Here is a 20,774-nt window from a genome sequence, read left to right as displayed (position 1 = left end):
GTTATTAAACCGGCTTGCGAAAGTGAGCCGGTTTTTTTTGTAAGTATAAAAATGAAGCGAAATTAATTAGAAAAAAGAAGAGAGGTTCGAATAAACTGCATCAATTCTGATCAACTTCTATTATATTTATATAAGGCTTCACAAAATCCAAGAGTTATGAAAACGATTAATACGAGTACACTATCAAGAGTTGGTATACTGGGGTCTGCTATTCTTTTTATGATTGCCATTGCGGCTTGCTCCTCAACAAATAAGACGAATACCGGAACACGTACCACTGACAAATCTTTCAATCCCTCGGCGGTAGAAAATGTAGACCGAAGTATTGATTTAACCACACATCTGAGACGTATAGCCGGTGTAAGGGTTAACGGCGACGGGCCCTATGCAACGGTAAGAATTCGTAACGCTGGCGTAAGTTCTTTTAATGCAGATACCACTCCGTTGTTTGTAGTAGATGGGCAGATCATGAACATCAGCTATAGCCAGCTTTACAATATGGTGAATGCACATCCGATTGCTAAAATTGAGGTGCTGAAGGGAGCTGAGGCGGGAATCTATGGTGCACGCGGCGCTAATGGGGCCATCGTGATTACCTCAAAGTTTGATTAGATATCGAGTAATCCAGCTATCGAGAAAAGAATAAATATTTAGAAATCAGAGACCTAAGAGTCATCCCTGCGCAGGCAGGGATCTAATTTATGTCAGTAAAAGTAAATGCTTGATACTGAAAGGCAAGTAAATTTCAAATCAAAGCTGCGAAATGAACGTCTGGATTATTTAAAAACGTCTTCTTACCTCAAATTTAGGTGAAATTAAATATTGGAGAAGTAATACCAGGCCATCATTCCTGCGGCCATCACTTTTAAACCGGTGGCAAATAAAAATCCTACAAACGCGCCAAAAGCTGATTTGAGGGCGCGGTCTGATTTATTGCCGGCTATCATCTCTCCGACAAAAGCACCTGCCAGCGGACCTACAATAAATCCGAGCGGGGGAAAGAACAGTCCGGCAATCAACCCAACAATACTGCCGGTAACGCCGTAGGGGGAACCCCCAAATTTTTTAGTACTCCATGCGGGTATAGCGTTATCAAGTACAAATGAAACTACTACCACTATAATTGCCCACACCAGCATAAATAACACACTAAAAGGCTGATGTACGATTTGAAGGATGATAAGCCCAAGATAGCTAAACGGCAGGCCGGGCATTACAGGTAAAAGGGCACCCGCAATGCCGATGAAAATGAGTAAGGCTCCAAGTATAATCCAGATAAGTTCCATAGGTGCCTACACGTGTTCAGCTATTCAAAGTTTCAGGAGTCGCCGTTTTTATCGCGATCCACAATTTCGTTGTCTTCGTTGATGAATCCTTCAAAGCGGGCAAGCTGGATAAGGGTTGTGGATAAAAGCTGATCGAGGTTCATGGCGGATGATTTTAGCCACCGGTGTGTTTCGCGGTCCTCGGGGTATTTTTCAATACATCCTTCCGTATAATCGGTAAATTCACGGACCTGTTCTAAAATATCCAGCAGTTTATTGGGGCACTGGCACTCAATCATATCCGCATGTTTTCGGAGCTCTTCGGCGGCTTCGTTACTAATTTGGACTCCATCTTTGACGGTAATTTGCATAACAATAGGCTGATAATTACAGATTAATAGGAAGAAGCCAGTAGGTGCTAATGGGATGGTCTTTTCCTTTTATTTCCCTTTCCGGCATCTTCTGAAATTTAAAATTCTCCTTTAATAATTGATAACTTGCTTCAGAAACCAGTACGTCAACCACAAAATGTTTGGTTAATTCTTCTATGCGGGCGGCCGTATTTACAGTATCGCCCAACACAGTAGTTTGCTCCAGCTGATTGGTTTCAATTTTGCAGTAGGCTGCTTCGCCGGTATGTAAACCCAAGCCCGCCGCCAGTACTGTTTCTACATTAAGATATCGTTTTGTATTTATTTCATTTAGTTTTTTGCGGATGGCGATGGCGGTTTTACAAGCTTTTTCGGGGTGATCCGGTAGCAGCTTATCAAATCCAAAATGGGCCATGAACCCATCTCCGGTAAAACGATCTACTACGCCCTGATGATTTTCCACAACTTCGCCAAGTACGGCAAGTACGTTGTTGGCAAACTCAACGGCTTCAAATGGATCTCGCTGATCAAAAAGGAAAGTGAAATTTCGGATATCACAAAAAAGGACCGTTCCTTCTTTTTTTACAGGGTTTTGTGCGTTCATAGGTTTACTTGAGTGAAAGTTCTTTAAGAAGGTCTGGATGGGTGAGCAAGCTTACAGCCAGGTTGATTTCATCTTTGAAAAAATGATCTTCCTGCGCATGGGGTATATGCTCTCGGATAAATTGATGGCTGCGCTCTACACCCTTGCCCGGTTTTAATGGTTTGCGGAAGTCGAGCGCCTGGGCCGCTGTAAACAGTTCAATGGCTAAAACCTGTTCTACATTTTCATATACATCCAATAATTTCAGTGCCCCGATACTACCCATACTTACATGATCTTCTTGTCCCATGCTGGTTGGGATAGAATCAACGGAAGAGGGATGGCAAAGCACCTTATTTTCAGAGACCAGGGAAGCGGCAGTGTACTGTGGAATCATAAAACCGGAATTGATACCCGTTTCTTCCATCAGTAGTTTGGGCAAACCGTCATGGCCTTCCAGCAATAAATACGTGCGCCGCTCCGAAATGGACGCAAGTTCAGCCACAGCAATGGCAGCGTAATCCATTGCCAAGGCCAGGGGCTGCCCGTGGAAGTTGCCGCCACTGATAATATCTCCATTTGGAAAAACCAATGGGTTATCGGTAACGGAGTTTATTTCAGTTTCCACCGTTTGCACACAATGGGCAATAGCGTCACGACTGGCTCCATGTACCTGAGGAATACATCGCAGCGAATATGGGTCCTGCACTTTGCCACAGTTACGATGCGATTCCAGAATTTCACTGTCTTTAAGCAATTCCCGAATGTTGGCTGCTACTACTTGTTGCCCTGCATGTGGACGTATTTTGTGAATACGTTCATCAAAGGGCTTAATACTGCCTTGCAAGGCTTCCAGGCTCATGGCTCCAATCAAATCAGCCACCTTTAACAGGTGCTGCGTTTTGTTTAGCACATAGGCACCATATCCGCTCATCAATTGCGTCCCGTTGATGAGGGAGAGTCCATCTTTTGCCTGTAATTCCAAAGGCTCGAGCTGATGCTTCTCCAGGACTTGTTTTGCGGGGATGGTGTCTGTTCCTTCTTTATTCCAGAAAGACCCAAAACCAAGTAACGGCAGCGACATGTGGGCCAGCGGTGCCAAATCTCCCGAGGCACCAACGCTTCCCTTTTCGGGTATTACGGGTATCAGGTCATACTCTGTAAAATAAATCAGGCGGTCGAAGGTTTCTTTGGAGATGCCAGAGTAGCCCAACCCAAGCGCGTGGATTTTTAGCTGTAACATCAGCCGGGAAATCTCTTTGGAAACCAGGTCTCCGGTACCTACCGAGTGGGAAAGAATCAGGTTGCGCTGCAGCTGTTTTAGTTGATGGCCTTCTATGCGTTTGGTTGCCAATGCCCCAAAGCCCGTATTGATGCCATAGAAAGCTTCCTGTTTTGCTAAGGCTTGTTCTACAATATCTCTGGACTGTAGTACTGGCGCAGGATCTTTCTTAAGATTTGAAATAGATTGCTTTAAATCGGAGTAAAGATGGCTGATTCTTACAGAATGCATGTATGGGTTGGTTTTTTAAAAGACGTAACCGGGAAGGTATTATTAGAATCAGACTATAAAAAGTCTGTACTCTTTAACAGGCATACTTCGGCTTCTTGACTGTTATCGGCAGAAATTTAACCTGTTTTAAATTTGTTTGAGAAAAGAAGTGCGCAAGTTTTAGTATTTTTTGAGTCAACAAAAACCAAAATCTGCTATGTCTAAGAAATCCATCATTATTGTAGTTATTGCCCTCTTTTTAGGGTTTTTTGTATATCGGTCTCTTACCAATGTACAACCAAAAACTAACGATAATTCGCCAGATTGGGTACCTCTTGAAGAAGCCCGAGAGCAGGCCGCTACCTCTGATAAATTAATTTTTGTGGATGTTTTTGAAATTGGCTGTAAATACTGTCGCGCAATGGATCGAGAGGTATTTCCTGACTCTACCGTACGTAAAGTATTAGATGCCAATTATATACCGGTCCGGTTGGATGGTAATTCTGAGGAAATGATCACTTTTAAGGGGGAAGAAATGAGTGCCCGTACTTTTGCACAAAGCAAAGGGGCTTATGTATTTCCTACCTCACTGATACTGGATGCAGAAGGAAACGTTGTGAGGAAAAAAACGGGTTATATGGGCGTGGACGACTTTAGAAACTTTCTATATCAATAAAATAAATAAGGGAACTACGATGACATTTAGTAAACGAACATTTAAAATGTGGCCGTTGGCTGCACTGGCTTTAATAGTAGCTGCTTGTAGCGGTGAAGGCAAAGAGGCCACAGCCCAACAGTCTGAACCCGATACCGATATTTCTGTGGAAGCGGAGCGGGTTGTATCAGGTATTACGATCGGTTGGGGAATGGCTTTTTTACCCAACGGTGATCTACTCGTAACCGAGAAAAGCGGGTCGATATATCATATCAGTGATGGAGAAATTGTGGCTGAAATCACCGAGGGAATTCCTTCAGATCTGGATGTAAATGGTCAGGGTGGTTTTCTCGATATCGAGCTGCATCCCAATTATGAGGAAAACGGCTGGATTTATTTCTCCTACTCCTCAAGTGCCGGTGAAGGTGATGGTAGTAATACCGCTATTATTCGTAGCAAGCTTGAAGGAAATAGCCTTGTTGATACCGAGCGTATTTATAAAGCTACCCCAAATTCTACACGGGGGCAGCATTATGGCAGTCGCATTGTGTTTGATGATGAGGGCTACCTGTATTTTTCAGTGGGAGACCGGGGCAACCGCGACGTAAATCCTCAGGATATTACCCGCGACGGTGGTAAAGTGTATCGACTAAACGACGACGGCAGTATCCCCGAAGACAATCCATTTGTTGGTGAAGAAGGAATCGATGCTGTCTATTCTTACGGGCATCGCAATCCTCAGGGGATGGCTGTACATCCTGAAACCGGGGTAGTATGGTCGCATGAGCACGGACCGCGTGGTGGCGATGAGGTGAATATCCATGAAGCCGGTGCAAACTATGGCTGGCCTGAAATCAGCTATGGCATTAACTACGATGGCACCGTGTTCACTGAAGACACTGCCAAAGCCGGCATGAAACAGCCCATTCATTATTGGGATCCTTCTATTGCACCCTCAGGAATGGCTTTTATCACCAGCGATAAATATCCAGGTTGGGAAGGTGATCTGCTGATTGGCTCGCTGAAATTCGCATATATCGCGCATTTGGAGATTGAAGGGGATGAAGTGGTAGGCGAAGAAAAACTGGTAGAAGGTGCCGGCCGCCTGCGTGCAATTGAACAAGGCCCCGACGGTTACATCTATTTTAGCGCCGAAGGCGATGGCATATACCGACTGGTACCCAGTACAGAATAATTTCGAATTACTGATTACAAATTGAAGATTTGGCCCCTGATTAGCGTCAGGGGCTTTTTTATTGCTGGCACAGTTAAAGAGTTCAAATTCCACAGATCTTTTAAGTCTTTAGCGAGTCAAGAAAGCATAAAGAAAAGATAATTGCTTGCGGAGCGGTGACTTAAAAGTTGAAGCTGAGTAAGTCACGGTTTCTTTCGTGATCTTTTGAAGTTGTACTTCAGAAGCAAAAGCCATGCAAGGCCTATCCTTGCCTCTACTAAAATTTCTAAAATAATTTTGTAAGGAATCCCTCTCTCACAGCTCTTACCTATATGGAGAGCCGGGGCACATATCAATTTCCATTCAGCCGATATCCTGCCGTCAGGATTGCCTTATTGCTCATTGCGGGGATATTGTGGCATAGCTATTTTCAAACTAAACTTTTTGAAACGGTAGCTATTTTCGTTGTCATTTTATCTCTACTGATTTTGGTAGAATGGTATGGTCATAAAAGAATTAGCCAGCAATGGACATTTGTTGCCAACCTTTTCTTTATGGTTCTCATTGTTTGTTTTGGGGTAATGCGAATTGCCATTCATGCCACCAAAGAAGTTCCGGCAATCGTCCGGCTTTTGCAGGTTTCGGATTGGGAGGAAGTGAGAATAAAAGGGAAGATCGTATCCATTTCCCAAACAACAGCAGGTAAAATACGATGGGACCTTCAAGTTGAAGAAACTACATTCGGGCAGGTTGTTTCTACCTATAGTTATAAAGCAAGAATATTGGCCGAAAATGCTGATCAGAAAGCAACTTTGGGAGATGAAGTCAATTTAATGGGGACCAACATCCCTGTTTCTGGTAAAAGAAATCCATTGAGCTTTGACTACCGTAAATATCTCGCTTCTCAGGGTATCCATACACAAATCCGGCTTGATCGTCTCCTGAATATCACCCCAAACACCAACGATAAGTGGACCTGGCTATGGTGGCGGGAGCAAGCCCTGGAACTGGTGGAACAAAACTTTAGCCTTAAAACCGCCGATATTGCCAAAGCCCTGCTTATCGGCTACAAACAAGATTTGGACAGTGATTCGAAAAAGGCTTTTGCCCGGGCGGGATTGTCGCATATCATGGCCGTTTCAGGGCTGCATGTAGGTTTTATAGTGGCGCCATTCTGGATCATTATTCCCTGGTTCTGGAGGAGAAAGTACGGGAAATATCTTGGGCTTGGATTCTTGATTTGTCTACTGTTTCTGTATGCAGGCATCACGGGTTTTTCTGCGTCGGTTATGCGTGCGTCGGTGATGGCTGGATTTCTGACTTATGGCAAGCTCTTTCATAAAGTCCACGATTCGATAAATCTGACGGCTGCAGCAGCCATCGTGTTACTTATTATCAACCCAGCGGATTTGTTCAATATTGGGTTTCAGCTTTCCTTTTCGGCCGTACTGATTATTCTGTTGGTGCTTCCGATGATTCAGAGCAAGCTACCGTATGCACTACGCATTCGCTGGTATGGTAAGCCCCTGATGGTAGCCATCGTTTCCCTTGTGGTGCAGTTTGGGCTGTATCCTTTACAGGTATATTATTTTGGAGAGATATCGCTGGTGAGCCCGCTGGCCAATGCTCTATTTATTCCGCTGCTTGGAGTGGTGGTGCCATTATCATTAGTAGCGGTTATTGCTGCTGCGTTCTTACCAGTGGTTGGTTATGTACTTAACCTTCCTTCCTTGTTTTTCTTATCCACTATGGTAGAATTTGTACAACAGGCAGCCACAAGGGAATGGGCCTGGACTACAGCATACCTGCACAGTTATTGGCTGTTTGGTTTATGGCTTTTTTTGATTTTATCCATTGCTTCTTCAAAAATTCCGGCGCTGCGCTGGAAGTTGATGAATGGCAGCCTGGGAATCGCCTGTACGATGTTGATTCTTAGCCTGCTTCAACAAAGCCAACCTGCTACACTCCGGGTTACTTACTTTGATGTGGGGCAGGGTGATGCAGCTTTGGTTGAAACACCATCAGGGAAAACAGTTTTGGTTGACGCGGGGGTATGGTCGCCCGGTTATAACAGCGGCTGGTCTGTAATTCTGCCGCATCTCACAGCTGCCGGGATTGAGCGCCTGGATGCAGTGATTCTCAGTCATCCGCACGCCGACCATATTGGCGGAATTCTGGAGCTGATCGGACAGGTTCCGATTGGAGTAATTTACCATTCGGGCTTCAGTTATGATTCCAATTTGTACACCTCATCCATAGAGAAAGCTGAAGAGCATGACATCCCTTTCAGGTCGGTTTCGGCAGGGGATACACTTGGAATTGACCCGGCGCTCCTTATGCTGGTTTTGGGCCCGGACGGTGCTATTCATAGTGATGATCCCAATGAGCATTCCGTGGTTTTAAACATTATTTACGGCGAGTCGGAATTTCTTTTCACCGGGGATGCAGGGGAAGCGCAGGAGCATCGGTTGCTAGGTGCTTACAAAAACCTATTGGATACCGATGTGTTAAAAGTAGGTCACCATGGAAGCCGCACCAGTTCTGGAACGGCGTTCCTTGAAAGTGTAACGCCTGAATTAAGTATTGTATCTCTGGCCGAACGGAACAAGTTTCGGCATCCGCACCCGGAGGCAGTGGATCGCCTTGGAAAAAGTGGTACAGAATTACTGTTCACCAGCCGGGATAAAGCCGTTATCCTGGAATCTGATGGAGAGGAGATTAGGCGTGTCTATTGGGAATAAGAGGTTTTGAACCATGATTAAAAGAATGAACCAGGTTGTACAGGATTTCCTTTCTGTAATCCTGTACATGAAAAGAATCCTGCCAAATCCCGGTTCAAATTATAATTGCATGCCACCCACACCCTGTGAATACCGCAAGCGTCTCGCTTGTGGGTGCCAAGTGGCTAATTGGTTGATTTCACTTGGGAGCCAAGCGGGACGCCTGAATCAGCTGTAAAAACAATCATCTCTTGTCCGGTGATTACTGTTTTTTTGATTTACAGGACTCGTAAAGAAATCCTGGTCCATCCCATCCACACCCTTACAAGTTTTAACTCTTTGGTTTTAGTATAATCATCAGCACAAACCCTAACATAATTTGATGCTATGAGAACTGCAGTACTACTTGTCATGCTGATGGCTTTGCTATGCCATACCATAAATGCCCAGCCCATCCCGCAAAAACAATACGCCTTTATAAACGGGCACGTTGTGGATCCTGTAAAGGAGGAAATCGTTGAAAATACCATGGTGCTGGTTGCCGATGGTGAAATTGAACGGATCCTTCAGGGAGAAAATGGCGCCCCCGACGGGTATGAAGTTATTGATCTGGATGGCAAATACATTATGCCGGGCTTCATGGATGCGCATACGCATCTAAGCTCCTTGTCTGCGGCCAACCGTGCGCTGCTGTCAGGTGTTACGACCACGCGCAGTTCCAGCGTATCCAATTTCCAGGATGTAGCCATAAAAAACCTGGCTGCTAAAGGATACATCGCAGGCCCGGATATGATTCCAGCCGGGGTGTTTATAACCCCCGAACTGGGAAGCTCCATTTTGGCGGATACGGCTCTTGCTTCACTTTTTGATGGCGTTACTACTGACGAAGCACTACGCAAGCTGGTGAATATCAACATAGACCGCGGGGCTGAATTCATAAAAACCCGGGGAACCGAACGGGCCGGATTGCCAAACACTGATCCCCGCAAGCAAGTGTACACCTACGAGCAGTTAAAGGTAGTGGTAGATGAAGCAGCCAAAAGAGGTGTTCCCATCCAAATTCATGCCCACGGAGACGAGGGATCGTATGCAGCCGTAAGAGCCGGGGCGGCCAGCATTGAGCACGGCAGTTACCTGAGTGAGCGCACCCTAAAACTGATGGCAGAAAAGGGAACCTACATGGTGCCGACCTTCAGCACGGTATATGATTTGACCCAGCCCGGTGGTGATTATGACAATCCTATTCTAAGAAACCGGGGAAGACACATGCTGCCCGAACTGGAAGCTACGGTGAAAAAAGCCCGTGAATTGGGCGTGCCGATAGCAACCGGTGCGGATACGGGCTATGGACCCAACAGCATGACGCGCGTAAGCCATGAAATCACTTTTTTTGTAGAGATGGGATTCAGTCCTTATGAAGCCATGCGAGCCGCTACTTCTGAACCGGCCAAATTATTTGGGATTGATGACAAAACCGGAAAGATGGCGGAAGGCTACGAAGCCGACTTGGTGGTGCTGAACAGCAATCCGGTAGAAAATATTATAGCGACTCAGGATGTAATCCTGGTGATGAGCAACGGTCGCATGGGCATGAACCGTCTGCCCTTTGGGATTGAGGAGTAGATATTTGTGAACCAGCTGGTGCAGGGCGAAGTAGAAATCAGCAATGGTCCAAGCGGGCGCTCGGACCAGTTACGGGAACTATGTGTATATTGATAGAGGATTGAAATGGGTTCAATTAATCGTCAGAATCAAAGATGTAGTGAGATCCCGCCCATCCTAATACATCCTAAAAATCATGGTTCAAAACGCTGATCTCTTAAAGGCAATATACTCTACTTCAGAAGATCTCTTAAGTCTTCAGCGAGGCAATATCTCGCAAAAGAAACTACTGTAGCCGAGCGGTGACTTAAGAGTAAAAGTCTCCAGACTTACGTAATCTATTTGCACGTGAGTCTAGAGGCTCACAATGCTTTTACGTTCCATAGATCACTTGACCCGTGCTTACTGTCAGATATACACCTCGTTCCACACGCTCTGCGTTGGAACGAAAGAATGTGATAACGATTAACTCTACTTCATCAAAATCATACGCTTGGTTTCAGCGAAGGCTCCGGCTTGAATGCGGTATAAATACACCCCGCTGGAAAGATTGGCGGCATCAAAGCTAATCTCATGGGTACCGGCCGATTGCTGTCCGTTCACCAGCGTGCTCACCTTGCGTCCCATAATATCAAACACTTCCAGTCTCACCTTACTGTTCTCTGCTAACTCGTAACTGATCACTGTCGAAGGGTTAAAAGGGTTGGGATAATTCTGCTTTAGCTGAAAGTTTCTGGGAATGTTTGGCTTCCCTTCCGTGTCATTGCTGGTGATGATACGGTCGTTAACGGTGGCAGAACTCAAGCCATTGGCAGAAGCAGTGATAGTGAAATCGGTAGCACTTGTATCACTAACACTGTAATCAAAAAATAGGTAGCCATTTTCTGTAGTGGCAGAGGTCGGTTCTATCTCTCCCTCACCTTCAAAACTAAGGGCGACTTCATGGCTTCCTTCATCTACGAATCGACCTTCACTATCAGTGACATATAAGGCAAAGTTATAGACCGTAAAGGCAGGTTCTGAAGGAAAAGCTACTACTTCATTCAGCATGATATTGAGAGAAGAGGCTTCGGTTCCGTTTTCCACAGAAGTAAGCCGGTAGGCAATATCGGGTTCTGGTGCATCAGTGTCTGGTGTTGTTAACCTCGTTTTGTTTTCAATAGAAACGATATTTTTTGTGGCAGTCGTCTCGCCGTCCCAGGTATTGTACCATACCAGCTGATAGCTGCCGGTTTCCAATCCGTAGACGGGGAAACTGCGGTCAGTAAAAGGGGCTTCATCAAAAGCTCGCATCCATCCAAAGGCGTCGGTGCCATTTTCGTTGGTCATGGTGTAGATATTGGCCCCTGCTTCCTCCAATTCCTCTGCTTCATAGTGGTTGTTGGCAAGGTCCAGTTTCTCTACAAAACCAGTCATGTTGGGATAAGTCTCCATGCGATCATCTGTAAAAAGAGAAGGAGTTGCATAATCCCACCAAAATGGGGTAGAGGCCATGCCTTGTGCCAAACCAGACCAATATGCATTGTGGAATTCCACGGTATATTCATAACTGTTGCTTTCAGAAAACATGGAGGTGTATCCGGCCTCGCCCAGCATAGCCGGGCGTTCACCGGACTGTTTCAGTTCTTGATGAACATTGGTCACATTGTACAAACCGTCAAGGATTGGGTCGCTATAAGGCCGTGGATAGCCCTGTGTTTCATAGTAATGGTCATTGGCTATATCTGCCCGGATATCAAACTGAGACCAGTTCTCCGCGCCGTCAAAAGAAGCCGTGGTAGGGCGTTGATAGGGATCGTGTTCCTTAAAATAATTGTGCACCTTATTCACCCACTGCCGGGCACCTTCGGGATTGTTTATATAGCCTGTAGTTCCGTGCATCTCGTTGATGATCTCCCAGATACCCAGCGCGCGGTGATGCCCCAGCCGAGCGATTAAATAACGATACTGTTTTTCCTGATATTCCCAGGCCAGGCTGTCGGTGAAAAATTCGGTGGTAGTTACAATTTCCTGATAAGGATTATAATCGTCCCAGTGCAGAGGATCCCAACCCGGGGCCCCGTCGCGCAAAAAGGGATGCGCCCAAACGGCATACATCATTTTCATATCACGGGCCTCCAGCCAGCCAAGTATTTGCTCAATTCGCCCCAGCTTTTGCTGATCATAACGGCCCAGTCCGGACTGCATAGACTCTACCAACCGATTGCCCCCTCCATTTCCGTTATTGTCGTAGGTGCTGTTCCAATAACCAATCATATTTAAGTCAAATTCCTCTAAGCGATTCAGCCCGGTTTCAGTGACCGCCCAAGGGTAATACACCGCATAACCGAAATAGAAATTATCGTCGTGGTCGGCCAGGTAGTTGGGATTGGTTTCGGAAACTTTTAACGGACCGATATGCTCTGAGGCCGTAGCTTCGAAAGTAGCCTTTGGGGTAGAAGCTGTACCACCGGCATCGGCTACAGATACCTGGTATTCCCAGGTACCAACTTTATCCGGAGAAAAATACAGTCGCCACTGGTCGGCGTTTTGGTAGTTATCATAAAAACCGTTGATGTACAACGTATCGCCGGAAGGCGTCTTAAACCAGGCATGCACGTCAATATCTTCCGGGTCGTAAGGATTGTAGATGCTCACATTTTGTAGATTCAGTTCCAGGGCAAAGGTTTCATATTTACCCGGCTCGGTGGTGTTCACGTCGGTTATGGATATTTGCGGGGTGATAGCCGGGTCGTAGGTTTCGGCACGCACGGCCTTGGTGGCATTATAGACGGTACCCAGCGTATCAATGGCTATGATTTTGTAGAAATAAGAGTTGAAAGGTTCGAGACCTTCATCCAGAAAACTGGGTTCAGAGGTTTCACCAATAAGTCGAGATGAAGTGGTGGGAAAATCCTCATTATCTCCGCGATAGACCGCATAATTGGCCATGGCATCTGGTTCATAAGAAGACCACGAAAGCTGCACATTGCGCCCGTTTTGCACTTCTGCCATTAGGTTCTTTACGTTCACTGGGTAGTTGCCCAGCTTGAAGTTATCCAATTCCAGACTGCCTGCAATTTCTTCTTCGGAACCATAATCCAAAAAGAAATCAACTCTTTTGGTGGTATTCTGCTCAAAGAACTCTGCATCCAAGTCAAAAGAATATCCGTGCCAGGTACCATCTCCGGGAATTTCTTCTTCAAATTCCTGGTAGCGATAAGGACGCTCCACATAAGCTACGCGCAAGGTAAGGGTAGTAGCTATATCCGACTTTAGCGAGAATCGAAGCGAAAGGCTTTCCGAGACATCCACATCCTCGGGAGGAGTGAAGACAAGGGCATCGCTGCCGCTGCTTTCGGATGTGCGGTTGTAATTGATTTGCAGCACGCCACCGGTTTCATTCAGGGTATAGGTGTCAGAGGGACTGTACCAGAGCGTGCGCTCCCGGTCGTTCCACAAGGTGTCGGTGCTACCATCTTCAAAATCATCCAAAAACAAGCTGATTTGCGCCATTGACAGCGAGGGCGACAGCAGGAAAGCCAGGATGGTACATACAAAACAAAACCGCATAGAATATCTCCACTTATAAAATTTCATCAAGCCTTAAAGTAGGCACCAAAATGATGAATAGGTAGGTTAAAAGGTTGCAGGCCGAAAGCCAATTTAGGAAAAAACAGGCAAGCGGAAAAATTTATTCAATTGTTTTGATTAAAGAGAGGTTTTGTTAATAGTTAATTGCCCAAATGGTTATTGGGGTACCCGTGGGCTTCCAAGATCTTTTGAAGTTATACTTCAAAAGAATGAGCCAATAAAGGCTGTGCCTTTACTTATGCTTGTAGCGAGCAAAAAAAGCTTATTCGACCTCTGATTATCAGCTTAGCTATCTGAGAAATCCTCAAATCCGCCTAATCCGTGATTCCCTTGTTTGAACCACAGATTAATTGGATTGTAGGATTAACACGGATTTGCTAAGCCTCCTAAAACTTCCCATTGATATTATCCGCAAATACCCTCAAACTTCTGCCAACCAAAAGCAGGAGTTTCTTTGATTCAGCGCGATTCGCTAACCCGACATTTGTATGCCACCGATGCCTCCATGTACCAGGAGGTGCCGGAGGGCGTGGCTTTTCCCAAAACGTCCGAGGATATCCAGCAGCTGGTTCGGCAGGCGAATACGCACCGGTTTAGCATTACGGCGCGCAGTGCGGGCACAAGCCTTGCCGGACAAACCACCGGTGGCGGGGTGATTATGGATGTTTCCCGCTACATGACCCAAATCCTGGAGATGAACGAGAAGGAGCAATTCGCTTTGGTTGAGCCCGGCGTAATCCGGGATATCCTGAACCGGGAGGCCGGAAAACACCAACTGCTTTTTGGCCCCGATACCGCCACCACCAACCGCTGTATGATGGGCGGGATGATCGGCAATAATTCAGCGGGTTCATTTTCCATCAAATATCAAACCACACGCGAACATGTGCGGGAGATGGAGGTGGTGCTCAGTGATGGTTCCCGGGCGACCTTCAAACCGCTCACCCCAAGAGAACTGGAAGCGAAAAAGAAGCTGGATAACCTGGAGGGACACATTTACCGCTCCATGTTGAAGCTGCTGGAACGCCACCGGGAGTTGATTGAAACCAGTTATCCCCATAAAGAAATCATTCGCAGAAATACGGGGTATGCGCTGGATAAGTTGCTGGAGATGCAGCCCTTCAGGGCAGATGGTCGCCCATTTAATCTCTGCGAGCTGCTGTGTGGAAGCGAAGGCACGCTGGCCATGACCGTTTCCGCCAAACTGAATTTAGTCCCCAAAGATCCACATCAGCTGCTCATCATCCCACAATTCAAGACACTGGAAGAAGCCATGCGGGCGGCAGTAGAAATTGTGAAATATGACCCGGCAGCTGTTGAACTGGTGGATCATATCATTTTAGATGCCACCAAAGGAAATATAGAACAGCGCAAAAACCGGTTTTTCCTGGATGGGGAGCCGCGATACATTCTCATCACCCAGTTTGAGGGGCAAGATGTGGCAAAGCTTCACCAAAGAGCCGAAGAACTCAGGCAACGGCTTTCAGGGCTTAATTTGGGCTACGCGTATCCGGTGGTGGACGAGTCGGATAAGATGAAGCGGGTATGGGATTTACGAAAAGCGGGTTTGGGTTTGCTGATGGGCTTGGGGGAAGACACCCGCTCGCCTTCCTTCTGCGAGGATACGGCCGTGCGCGTACAGGACCTGCCGGAGTACGTGCAGGAATTTCAGCAGATTTTGGAGAAGCATGATACCGGCTGTGTGTTTTATGCACATGCCTCGGTGGGGGAGCTGCATCTGCGTCCTGTCCTGGATATCACCACCCCCGCCGGTCTGGAAAAGATGAAAACCATAGCCGGCGAAATTGCCGATTTGGTGAAGAAGTACCGCGGTTCGCTCTCGGGGGAACATGGTGATGGGCGAGCGAGAGCTCCATACATTCCGAAGGTGTTAGGCGAAGAAATGATGCCGGTACTGAAGCAAGTGAAAGAAATCTGGGATCCGGAATATATTTTCAATCCCGGCAAGATTGTGAACCCAAAGCCCATGGAGGCTGATCTCCGGTTCTCCCCGGAATACAAAAAGCCGGCGCCAGAGACGGTGTTTAGCTGGGAGAAGGAAGGTAGTTTTGGAGAGGCTACGGAGTTGTGTAACGGGGCGGGCGTATGCCGAAAGTTGGCGAAAAGCGGGGGTACCATGTGTCCCTCGTACATGGCCACCAAAGAAGAAAAAGATACCACGCGCGGACGGGCTAATGTATTCCGGCAGGTGTTTGAGGGGGATCATCCCGACGGTTTTGCCTCTGAAGAGCTCCGCGAAGCCCTGGATTTATGCCTGAGCTGCAAGGCCTGCAAAAGCGAATGTCCCGCCAACGTGGATATGGCTAAAATGAAGGCCGAGTTTATGCACGGCTGGCACGAGCAAAATGGTTCATCCCTGAAAGAACGCTTTTTTGCCGAAGCCGGGAAGTTGTATCCGCTGGCATCCATCACTCCAAAACTTGCAAATGCGATTACAGCTTCGGCCCCTGTAAAATGGGGATTGGAACAGGTATTCGGCATCGACCAGAGGCGAGATTTGCCGGCTTTTGCCCCACGTAGTTTTGGGAGCTTGTTTAAAGCACATCAACGAAAGGGGACGGTTCAGTCCCCTGAGAAGGTGGTGTTGTTCGTCGATTTGTTTAGTTGGTACAACGAACCGGATGTTGCCATGGCAGCAGTACATACACTGGAGACAATGGGCTATGAGGTCATCATCTCAAAACACAAAGAAACAGGTCGACCACAGTTGTCAAAAGGTTTTTTGAAAGATGCGCAGCAGATTGTCCGCGAGGTGCTGGATGATTTTAGAGATTATGTGGAAGCAGGAATTCCGGTCGTGGGCCTGGAACCCTCTGAAATTCTAACGCTGCGGGATGAATTCCTGGAATTGTGCCGGAAAGATCAAAAAGAGTTGGCTAGAAAGCTGGCCCTGCAGTCATTTATGTTTGAGGAGTTTGTAGCTGATCATGCTGACAAACTCCCCGGTTCAAACCAAAAACAAAAAGTGCTGCTGCATGGGCACTGCCATGCCAAGGCGCTGGTGGGAAATCAGCCTACGGTGGAAGCGTTGGAGGCGGCCGGCTATGAAGTCGAAGAATTGCAAACCGGTTGCTGCGGAATGGCCGGTAGTTTTGGTTATGAAAAAGAGCACTACGAGGTCTCGCAGGATATTGGAGAACTGGTGCTGTTTCCGGCGCTGCGGGAGAAGAAAGAGGAATTGGTTTGTGCTCCGGGCTTTTCGTGCCGACATCAAATTAAGGATGAGGTGAGCCGCAAGGCGTGGCACCCGGCAGAGTTGATTGCGCAGAGGATTAGGGGATTAGTTGATTAGGGAATATGGAGGTAAGGGGGGGTAGCCTTGTTTTATTTGGGAAACTTTAAATTCAAATTGATGATGGAATATCTCAGAGCATCAAGTTCATCACACCGATCACAGTTAAAATGGGAAGCAGAAAATTGGTTAGGCATGCTAATCTTCTACACCAACACCTCTCCCGGCTAAAGCCGTACTCTCCTCAAGGAGAGACTTTTTCGTGGTGCCTAAACCAGTTGAAAATAAATTAGGGTTTTATGTCGAATTCTATCGCGGATAAGTCCTCCCTTGAGGGAGGTGCTTGGTTTTAACTTGTTAAAACCAGCGGAGGGTGTAAGATGGTCGAATCATAAATAATATTCTGAAGAAGACTAATGTGCCCTCAATAGATGCTTAAAATCGAGTCAGTAGGAAATACTCCAACAGTTAAATATCCCACAAAGAAAACTTCAAAATTCCTTATTCACTATTCAATGTTCCCCGAATTTTCGGGGCAAGTAGATATTCTTCAGCTACTTATTTAAACTCGCCAAAGCTTTCTTGATCACTTTGGAAGAGTCGTCGCCATCAACTTCTTTGAGCGCCTGCATTACAGCTTGTTCGGCTTCTCGTTTTTTGAAGCCCAGGGATTCGAGGGCAGAGATGGCTTCTCCGGTTACACCGGCTTCCTGAGATCCTGTTGCCTGTACCCCGGCTGATTTGGCATATTCGGCCATCTTGTCTTTGAGTTCTACAATGATGCGCTGGGCCGTTTTCTTGCCGATGCCGTTTACACGGGAAAGCGTTTTGTCGTCGCTGTTGGTGATGGCTCCAATGAGTTGATCTGCCGGTAGCCCCGAGAGGATGGTAAGTCCAAGTTTAGGCCCCACACCTTTTACCGTAATGAGTTTTTCAAACAGGGCTTTTTCATCCGTGGAAAAGAAACCAAACAACCGCTGATCGCTATCGGTGATGTGATGGTAGGTGAGCAGTTTTACCTCCGAGCCGGCACTTTTGAGCTGTTCCTGGGTGATGGAGGAAATTTCCACCCGGTAGCCCACGCCCTGTACATCCAAGATGACGACGCCTTCGCGTTTCTCTTCAATAAAACCTTTTAAAAATGCGATCATAGATGATCTGTTTTTAGTTTTGTTCTTGTAAAGGCGCATTGCAATGCGCCCTTACTTACTAAGTAAGTCAGTTACCACTCGTTCCGTAGCTCCGCTGCGGAATGCCAACCGGAGGCTCTGCCTCCAACTTCTACTGAAAATTGCCTAACCTCCGAATAAATATAGTCAATAAAGCAACCATGAGGGCGGAGGTTATTTCTAGTTCTATCATCTTCCCCGGGTTTAACCCGGGGCTATTCATGTTAACATCCCTTCGGGATTTATCTTGCCAATAGTTAAACTTTTTTGAGGATATAATAACCTTGATTACAATCCGCACACCGCACACCGCACACCGCACACCGCACACCGCACACTACATCCCTTTAACGCGATCAGGATTATCCGCCACAAAACTGGCCCAGTCGCCCTTTTTGTTATTCTGATGCGTTTTCTTCTTGGAGGATCCGGGAATGCCTTTCCCTTTCATTAGGTGACACCAGGCTACAGCGAGGGCATCAGTGGCATCGTTGGATAATTTCTCATCCGGCAGCTTCACCATTTTGTTCAGCATAAACGCCACCTGCTCTTTGCTGGCGTTACCGTTGCCGGTAATGGATTTTTTCACCACTTTGGGGAAATATTCCACGGCATTCAGTCCGTTATTGGTGATGGCCAGCATAGCTGCCGCTTGTGCCCTTCCCAGTTTCAGCATGGCCATTGGGTCCACGCCATAGACCGGCGTTTCCACGGCACAAGCCGTGGGTTTATTGGATTTGATGATGGCCGAAACCTTATCAAAAATAACCTGCAGGCGTTCGGCGTGATCATCGATATCGGCCATACGAATGACGTCGCAGCGCAGGGCAATGAGCTGCCCGTTTTGCTCCGTCAACAGGGCGTAGCCAGTGTTTCGGGAGCCGGGGTCGATGCCAAGGATGACGTCATTAGCCATAACTACTTTATTCTTCGTCTTTGTCGGCGTACAGTTTTTCGAGATCTGCAATCATTTCTTCAGAGATCCCTGCCGTTACAAAACCACCGTCGTGATAGAGATTCTGCATGGTCACTTTGCGGGTGAGATCCGAGAAGAGGGTTACTACATAATCGGCACATTCATCGGCAGATGGGTTGCCCATGGGGGCAATCTTATCAGCAAAAGTATACATGCCGTCAAAACCTTTGATGCCGGTCCCCGCCGAAGTTTTGGTGGGAGCTTGCGAAACGGTGTTCACGCGAATGCCACGGTCAGCCAATCGACTGCCGTAATTACGGGCAATACTTTCCAGCAGGGCTTTGGCATCGTTCATGTCCGAATACTTGGAAAAAATGCGTTGTGCCCCGATGTACGAGAGCGCCACCACGCTGCCGCCATCATTTAAAATCTCTGATTTTTCGGCGTGATGTAGCACGCGGTGCAACGAGATGGCTGAGATATCCAGCGTTTGTTGCAGCCAGTTGTAATTAAGGTCGTTGTATTCTTGTTTCTTGCGCACGTTGGGCGACATCCCCACGGCGTGCAGAATAAAATCTACGCTGCCCAGATGGTCTTTGGTTTTGGCCATCAGGTCTTCAATTTCATCATCCTTGGTTACATCACAGGGAATGATGGGGGCGCCTGTTTCTTCCCCGAGGGCATCCAGGGCTCCCAGTCGCAGGGCAATAGGGGCGTTTGTAAGTACAAAGTCGGCGCCTTCCCGCTTACACGCCAGGGCAATGCGCCAGGCGATGCTACGATCATCCAGCGCGCCAAAAATTATTCCTTTTTTTCCTTTTAATAGTCCGTAACCGTCACTCATGGTTTAATTTTTTAGGTTGATTGTATTGCGGTGGAAATTCACCATAATTCCAATAAAATGATAGTTGTGAGTTGATAAAAAGGGTAAGGTGGTTTTGGGATGATGGTTTTCTTGCAAAAAGACCTCCAAGGTTTTTAAAACCTTGGAGGTCTGTCCATCTAAAGCTTCTCAAGAATCTTTCCCTTCATCTCCCCGGCCGACATCTCTTCTGCCGGCAGCCATTCTATAAACTCCCATCGCCGAAACCAGGTAAGCTGTCGTTTGGCGTAGCGACGGGTATGCGTTTTGATTTTCTCCACAGCTTTCTCCAGCGTCCATTCCCCATCAAGGTATTTCATGATTTCCTTGTAGCCTACGGTGTTCAGGGCTTGCAAGTCTTTGGGGTGATCTTGAAGAATCTCTTTCACCTCATCCACCAGTCCGGCTTCCATCATACGATTTACCCGTTGGTTAATGCGCTCGTACAGCTTCTGCCGCTCCCATTTCAACCCAAAAACCAGGGTGTCTTCATCTGGTTCAATGGCTTCCTGTTGATGAAAGCTGCTAAAAGGCTGTCCGGTTTGCATCCATACATCCAGTGCCCGGAGGATGCGTTGCCGGTTCATGCCATCCATCCCTTCCGCATATTCGGGGTCCACTTCTTCCAGTTTTTTATATAAGGCTTCCAGGCCTTTTTCTTCAATTTGAGCCTCCAGTTTGGAAAGGTTTTCTTCATCAGCATCCGGCATCTCATTGAAAGGCTGAATCAGGCTTTTGAGGTGAAGCGTGCTTCCGCCGGCATAGATTACATGAGCGCTATCTTTGAGAATCTCTTCTTCCCATTGTGCGGCCCGACGCTGGAAATTCATGGCTGAATCATCTTCATCCAATTCCAGGATGGAAATATTGTAATGGGGAACCCGGTCGAGTTCCTCTTGAGTGGGTTTTGCAGTACCAATGTTGATGTGCTTATAGCATTGCCGGGAATCAGCCGAAATGATGGAGGTGTTTAGTTCTTCCGCAAGCTGTAGAGCCAGCTCGGTTTTCCCAGCTGCGGTAGGACCTAAAAGTATGATACGCAAAACGGGATGATTTTTTTGAGTGATGATTTTTTGCAAAGGTAATCATTTGTTGCTTGCGGAACAGGGGGCTAAACCTCCAGGTTTTCTTGATACGCA

The 20,774-nt window shown here is 47.0% G+C and carries 15 protein-coding genes; 6 read left to right on the top strand and 9 right to left on the bottom strand.

Features of this window, described 5'->3' with window-relative positions:
• Nucleotides 1-156: 156 nt before the first annotated feature.
• Nucleotides 157-612 (top strand): TonB-dependent receptor plug domain-containing protein, encoded by a 456-nt coding sequence (locus tag FN815_RS16525; protein ID WP_142455798.1) that lies wholly within the window; start codon nucleotides 157-159, stop codon nucleotides 610-612.
• A gap of 203 nt (nucleotides 613-815) precedes the next feature.
• On the opposite strand, the gene FN815_RS16520 is transcribed toward FN815_RS16525, so the two are convergent.
• The 4 genes from FN815_RS16520 to hutH are packed head-to-tail and all read right to left on the bottom strand — an operon-like array spanning nucleotide 816 to nucleotide 3,732.
• A complete protein-coding gene (locus tag FN815_RS16520) occupies nucleotides 816-1,286 on the bottom strand; it encodes a DUF456 domain-containing protein (protein ID WP_142455796.1) in 471 nt (156 codons plus the stop codon).
• Between the two features lie 32 nt (nucleotides 1,287-1,318).
• Nucleotides 1,319-1,636, bottom strand: coding sequence for a hypothetical protein (locus FN815_RS16515; protein ID WP_142455794.1), 318 nt, complete (start codon nucleotides 1,634-1,636; stop codon nucleotides 1,319-1,321).
• A gap of 16 nt (nucleotides 1,637-1,652) precedes the next feature.
• Entirely contained in the window at nucleotides 1,653-2,240 is a 588-nt protein-coding gene (locus tag FN815_RS16510) for an adenylate/guanylate cyclase domain-containing protein (protein ID WP_142455792.1), read from the bottom strand.
• 4 nt (nucleotides 2,241-2,244) lie between these two features.
• Nucleotides 2,245-3,732, bottom strand: coding sequence for a histidine ammonia-lyase (gene hutH / locus FN815_RS16505; RefSeq protein WP_142455791.1), 1,488 nt, complete (start codon nucleotides 3,730-3,732; stop codon nucleotides 2,245-2,247).
• A gap of 196 nt (nucleotides 3,733-3,928) precedes the next feature.
• Here hutH and FN815_RS16500 point away from each other — a divergent pair, with 196 nt between their 5' ends.
• From FN815_RS16500 to FN815_RS16485, 4 genes are all read left to right on the top strand, one after another.
• A complete protein-coding gene (locus FN815_RS16500; protein ID WP_142455789.1) occupies nucleotides 3,929-4,387 on the top strand; it encodes a thioredoxin family protein in 459 nt (152 codons plus the stop codon).
• A gap of 19 nt (nucleotides 4,388-4,406) precedes the next feature.
• Nucleotides 4,407-5,561: a PQQ-dependent sugar dehydrogenase gene (locus FN815_RS16495; protein ID WP_221930342.1), complete on the top strand. Its 1,155-nt coding sequence runs from the start codon at nucleotides 4,407-4,409 to the stop codon at nucleotides 5,559-5,561.
• A 311-nt stretch (nucleotides 5,562-5,872) separates the two neighbouring features.
• Nucleotides 5,873-8,281: a DNA internalization-related competence protein ComEC/Rec2 gene (locus tag FN815_RS16490; RefSeq protein ID WP_142455787.1), complete on the top strand. Its 2,409-nt coding sequence runs from the start codon at nucleotides 5,873-5,875 to the stop codon at nucleotides 8,279-8,281.
• Between the two features lie 366 nt (nucleotides 8,282-8,647).
• Nucleotides 8,648-9,883, top strand: a complete 1,236-nt coding sequence (locus tag FN815_RS16485) for an amidohydrolase family protein (protein ID WP_142455786.1) — start codon at nucleotides 8,648-8,650, stop codon at nucleotides 9,881-9,883.
• 450 nt (nucleotides 9,884-10,333) lie between these two features.
• Here FN815_RS16485 and FN815_RS16480 read toward each other — a convergent pair whose 3' ends face one another.
• The gene (locus FN815_RS16480) at nucleotides 10,334-13,441 is read right to left on the bottom strand and encodes a DUF5060 domain-containing protein (RefSeq protein ID WP_142455785.1); all 3,108 of its coding nucleotides are present in this window, start codon (nucleotides 13,439-13,441) and stop codon (nucleotides 10,334-10,336) included.
• A gap of 448 nt (nucleotides 13,442-13,889) precedes the next feature.
• On the opposite strand from FN815_RS16480, the gene FN815_RS16475 reads away from it, so the two are divergent.
• A complete protein-coding gene (locus FN815_RS16475) occupies nucleotides 13,890-16,748 on the top strand; it encodes an FAD-binding and (Fe-S)-binding domain-containing protein (RefSeq protein WP_246075336.1) in 2,859 nt (952 codons plus the stop codon).
• 494 nt (nucleotides 16,749-17,242) lie between these two features.
• On the opposite strand, the gene ruvA is transcribed toward FN815_RS16475, so the two are convergent.
• From ruvA to miaA, 4 genes are all read right to left on the bottom strand, one after another.
• Entirely contained in the window at nucleotides 17,243-17,839 is a 597-nt protein-coding gene (ruvA, locus tag FN815_RS16470; protein ID WP_142455783.1) for a Holliday junction branch migration protein RuvA, read from the bottom strand.
• A 355-nt stretch (nucleotides 17,840-18,194) separates the two neighbouring features.
• Nucleotides 18,195-18,773: a crossover junction endodeoxyribonuclease RuvC gene (ruvC, locus tag FN815_RS16465; RefSeq protein WP_142455782.1), complete on the bottom strand. Its 579-nt coding sequence runs from the start codon at nucleotides 18,771-18,773 to the stop codon at nucleotides 18,195-18,197.
• 7 nt (nucleotides 18,774-18,780) lie between these two features.
• Nucleotides 18,781-19,617: an enoyl-ACP reductase FabI gene (locus FN815_RS16460; protein ID WP_142455780.1), complete on the bottom strand. Its 837-nt coding sequence runs from the start codon at nucleotides 19,615-19,617 to the stop codon at nucleotides 18,781-18,783.
• Between the two features lie 158 nt (nucleotides 19,618-19,775).
• Entirely contained in the window at nucleotides 19,776-20,678 is a 903-nt protein-coding gene (gene miaA, locus FN815_RS16455; protein WP_142455778.1) for a tRNA (adenosine(37)-N6)-dimethylallyltransferase MiaA, read from the bottom strand.
• Between the last annotated feature and the right edge of the window lie 96 nt (nucleotides 20,679-20,774).

It is taken from the genome of Gracilimonas mengyeensis (assembly GCF_900182705.1).
Lineage (GTDB): Bacteria > Bacteroidota > Rhodothermia > Balneolales > Balneolaceae > Gracilimonas > Gracilimonas mengyeensis.
Note: the sequence above shows the minus strand (reverse complement) of the source record. Positions and strands in the feature narration are given on the sequence as shown.

Bases quoted from the DNA above. Each gene is read 5' to 3' on its own strand.
- FN815_RS16495 (WP_221930342.1), top strand. From the start codon at position 4,407: ATGACATTTAGTAAACGAACATTTAAAATGTGGCCGTTGGCTGCACTG.
- FN815_RS16515 (WP_142455794.1), bottom strand. From the start codon at position 1,636: ATGCAAATTACCGTCAAAGATGGAGTCCAAATTAGTAACGAAGCCGCC.
- ruvA (WP_142455783.1), bottom strand. From the start codon at position 17,839: ATGATCGCATTTTTAAAAGGTTTTATTGAAGAGAAACGCGAAGGCGTC.
- ruvC (WP_142455782.1), bottom strand. From the start codon at position 18,773: ATGGCTAATGACGTCATCCTTGGCATCGACCCCGGCTCCCGAAACACT.
- FN815_RS16525 (WP_142455798.1), top strand. From the start codon at position 157: ATGAAAACGATTAATACGAGTACACTATCAAGAGTTGGTATACTGGGG.
- FN815_RS16520 (WP_142455796.1), bottom strand. From the start codon at position 1,286: ATGGAACTTATCTGGATTATACTTGGAGCCTTACTCATTTTCATCGGC.
- FN815_RS16490 (WP_142455787.1), top strand. From the start codon at position 5,873: ATGGAGAGCCGGGGCACATATCAATTTCCATTCAGCCGATATCCTGCC.
- FN815_RS16510 (WP_142455792.1), bottom strand. From the start codon at position 2,240: ATGAACGCACAAAACCCTGTAAAAAAAGAAGGAACGGTCCTTTTTTGT.
- FN815_RS16480 (WP_142455785.1), bottom strand. From the start codon at position 13,441: ATGAAATTTTATAAGTGGAGATATTCTATGCGGTTTTGTTTTGTATGT.
- FN815_RS16460 (WP_142455780.1), bottom strand. From the start codon at position 19,617: ATGAGTGACGGTTACGGACTATTAAAAGGAAAAAAAGGAATAATTTTT.
- FN815_RS16500 (WP_142455789.1), top strand. From the start codon at position 3,929: ATGTCTAAGAAATCCATCATTATTGTAGTTATTGCCCTCTTTTTAGGG.
- FN815_RS16485 (WP_142455786.1), top strand. From the start codon at position 8,648: ATGAGAACTGCAGTACTACTTGTCATGCTGATGGCTTTGCTATGCCAT.
- hutH (WP_142455791.1), bottom strand. From the start codon at position 3,732: ATGCATTCTGTAAGAATCAGCCATCTTTACTCCGATTTAAAGCAATCT.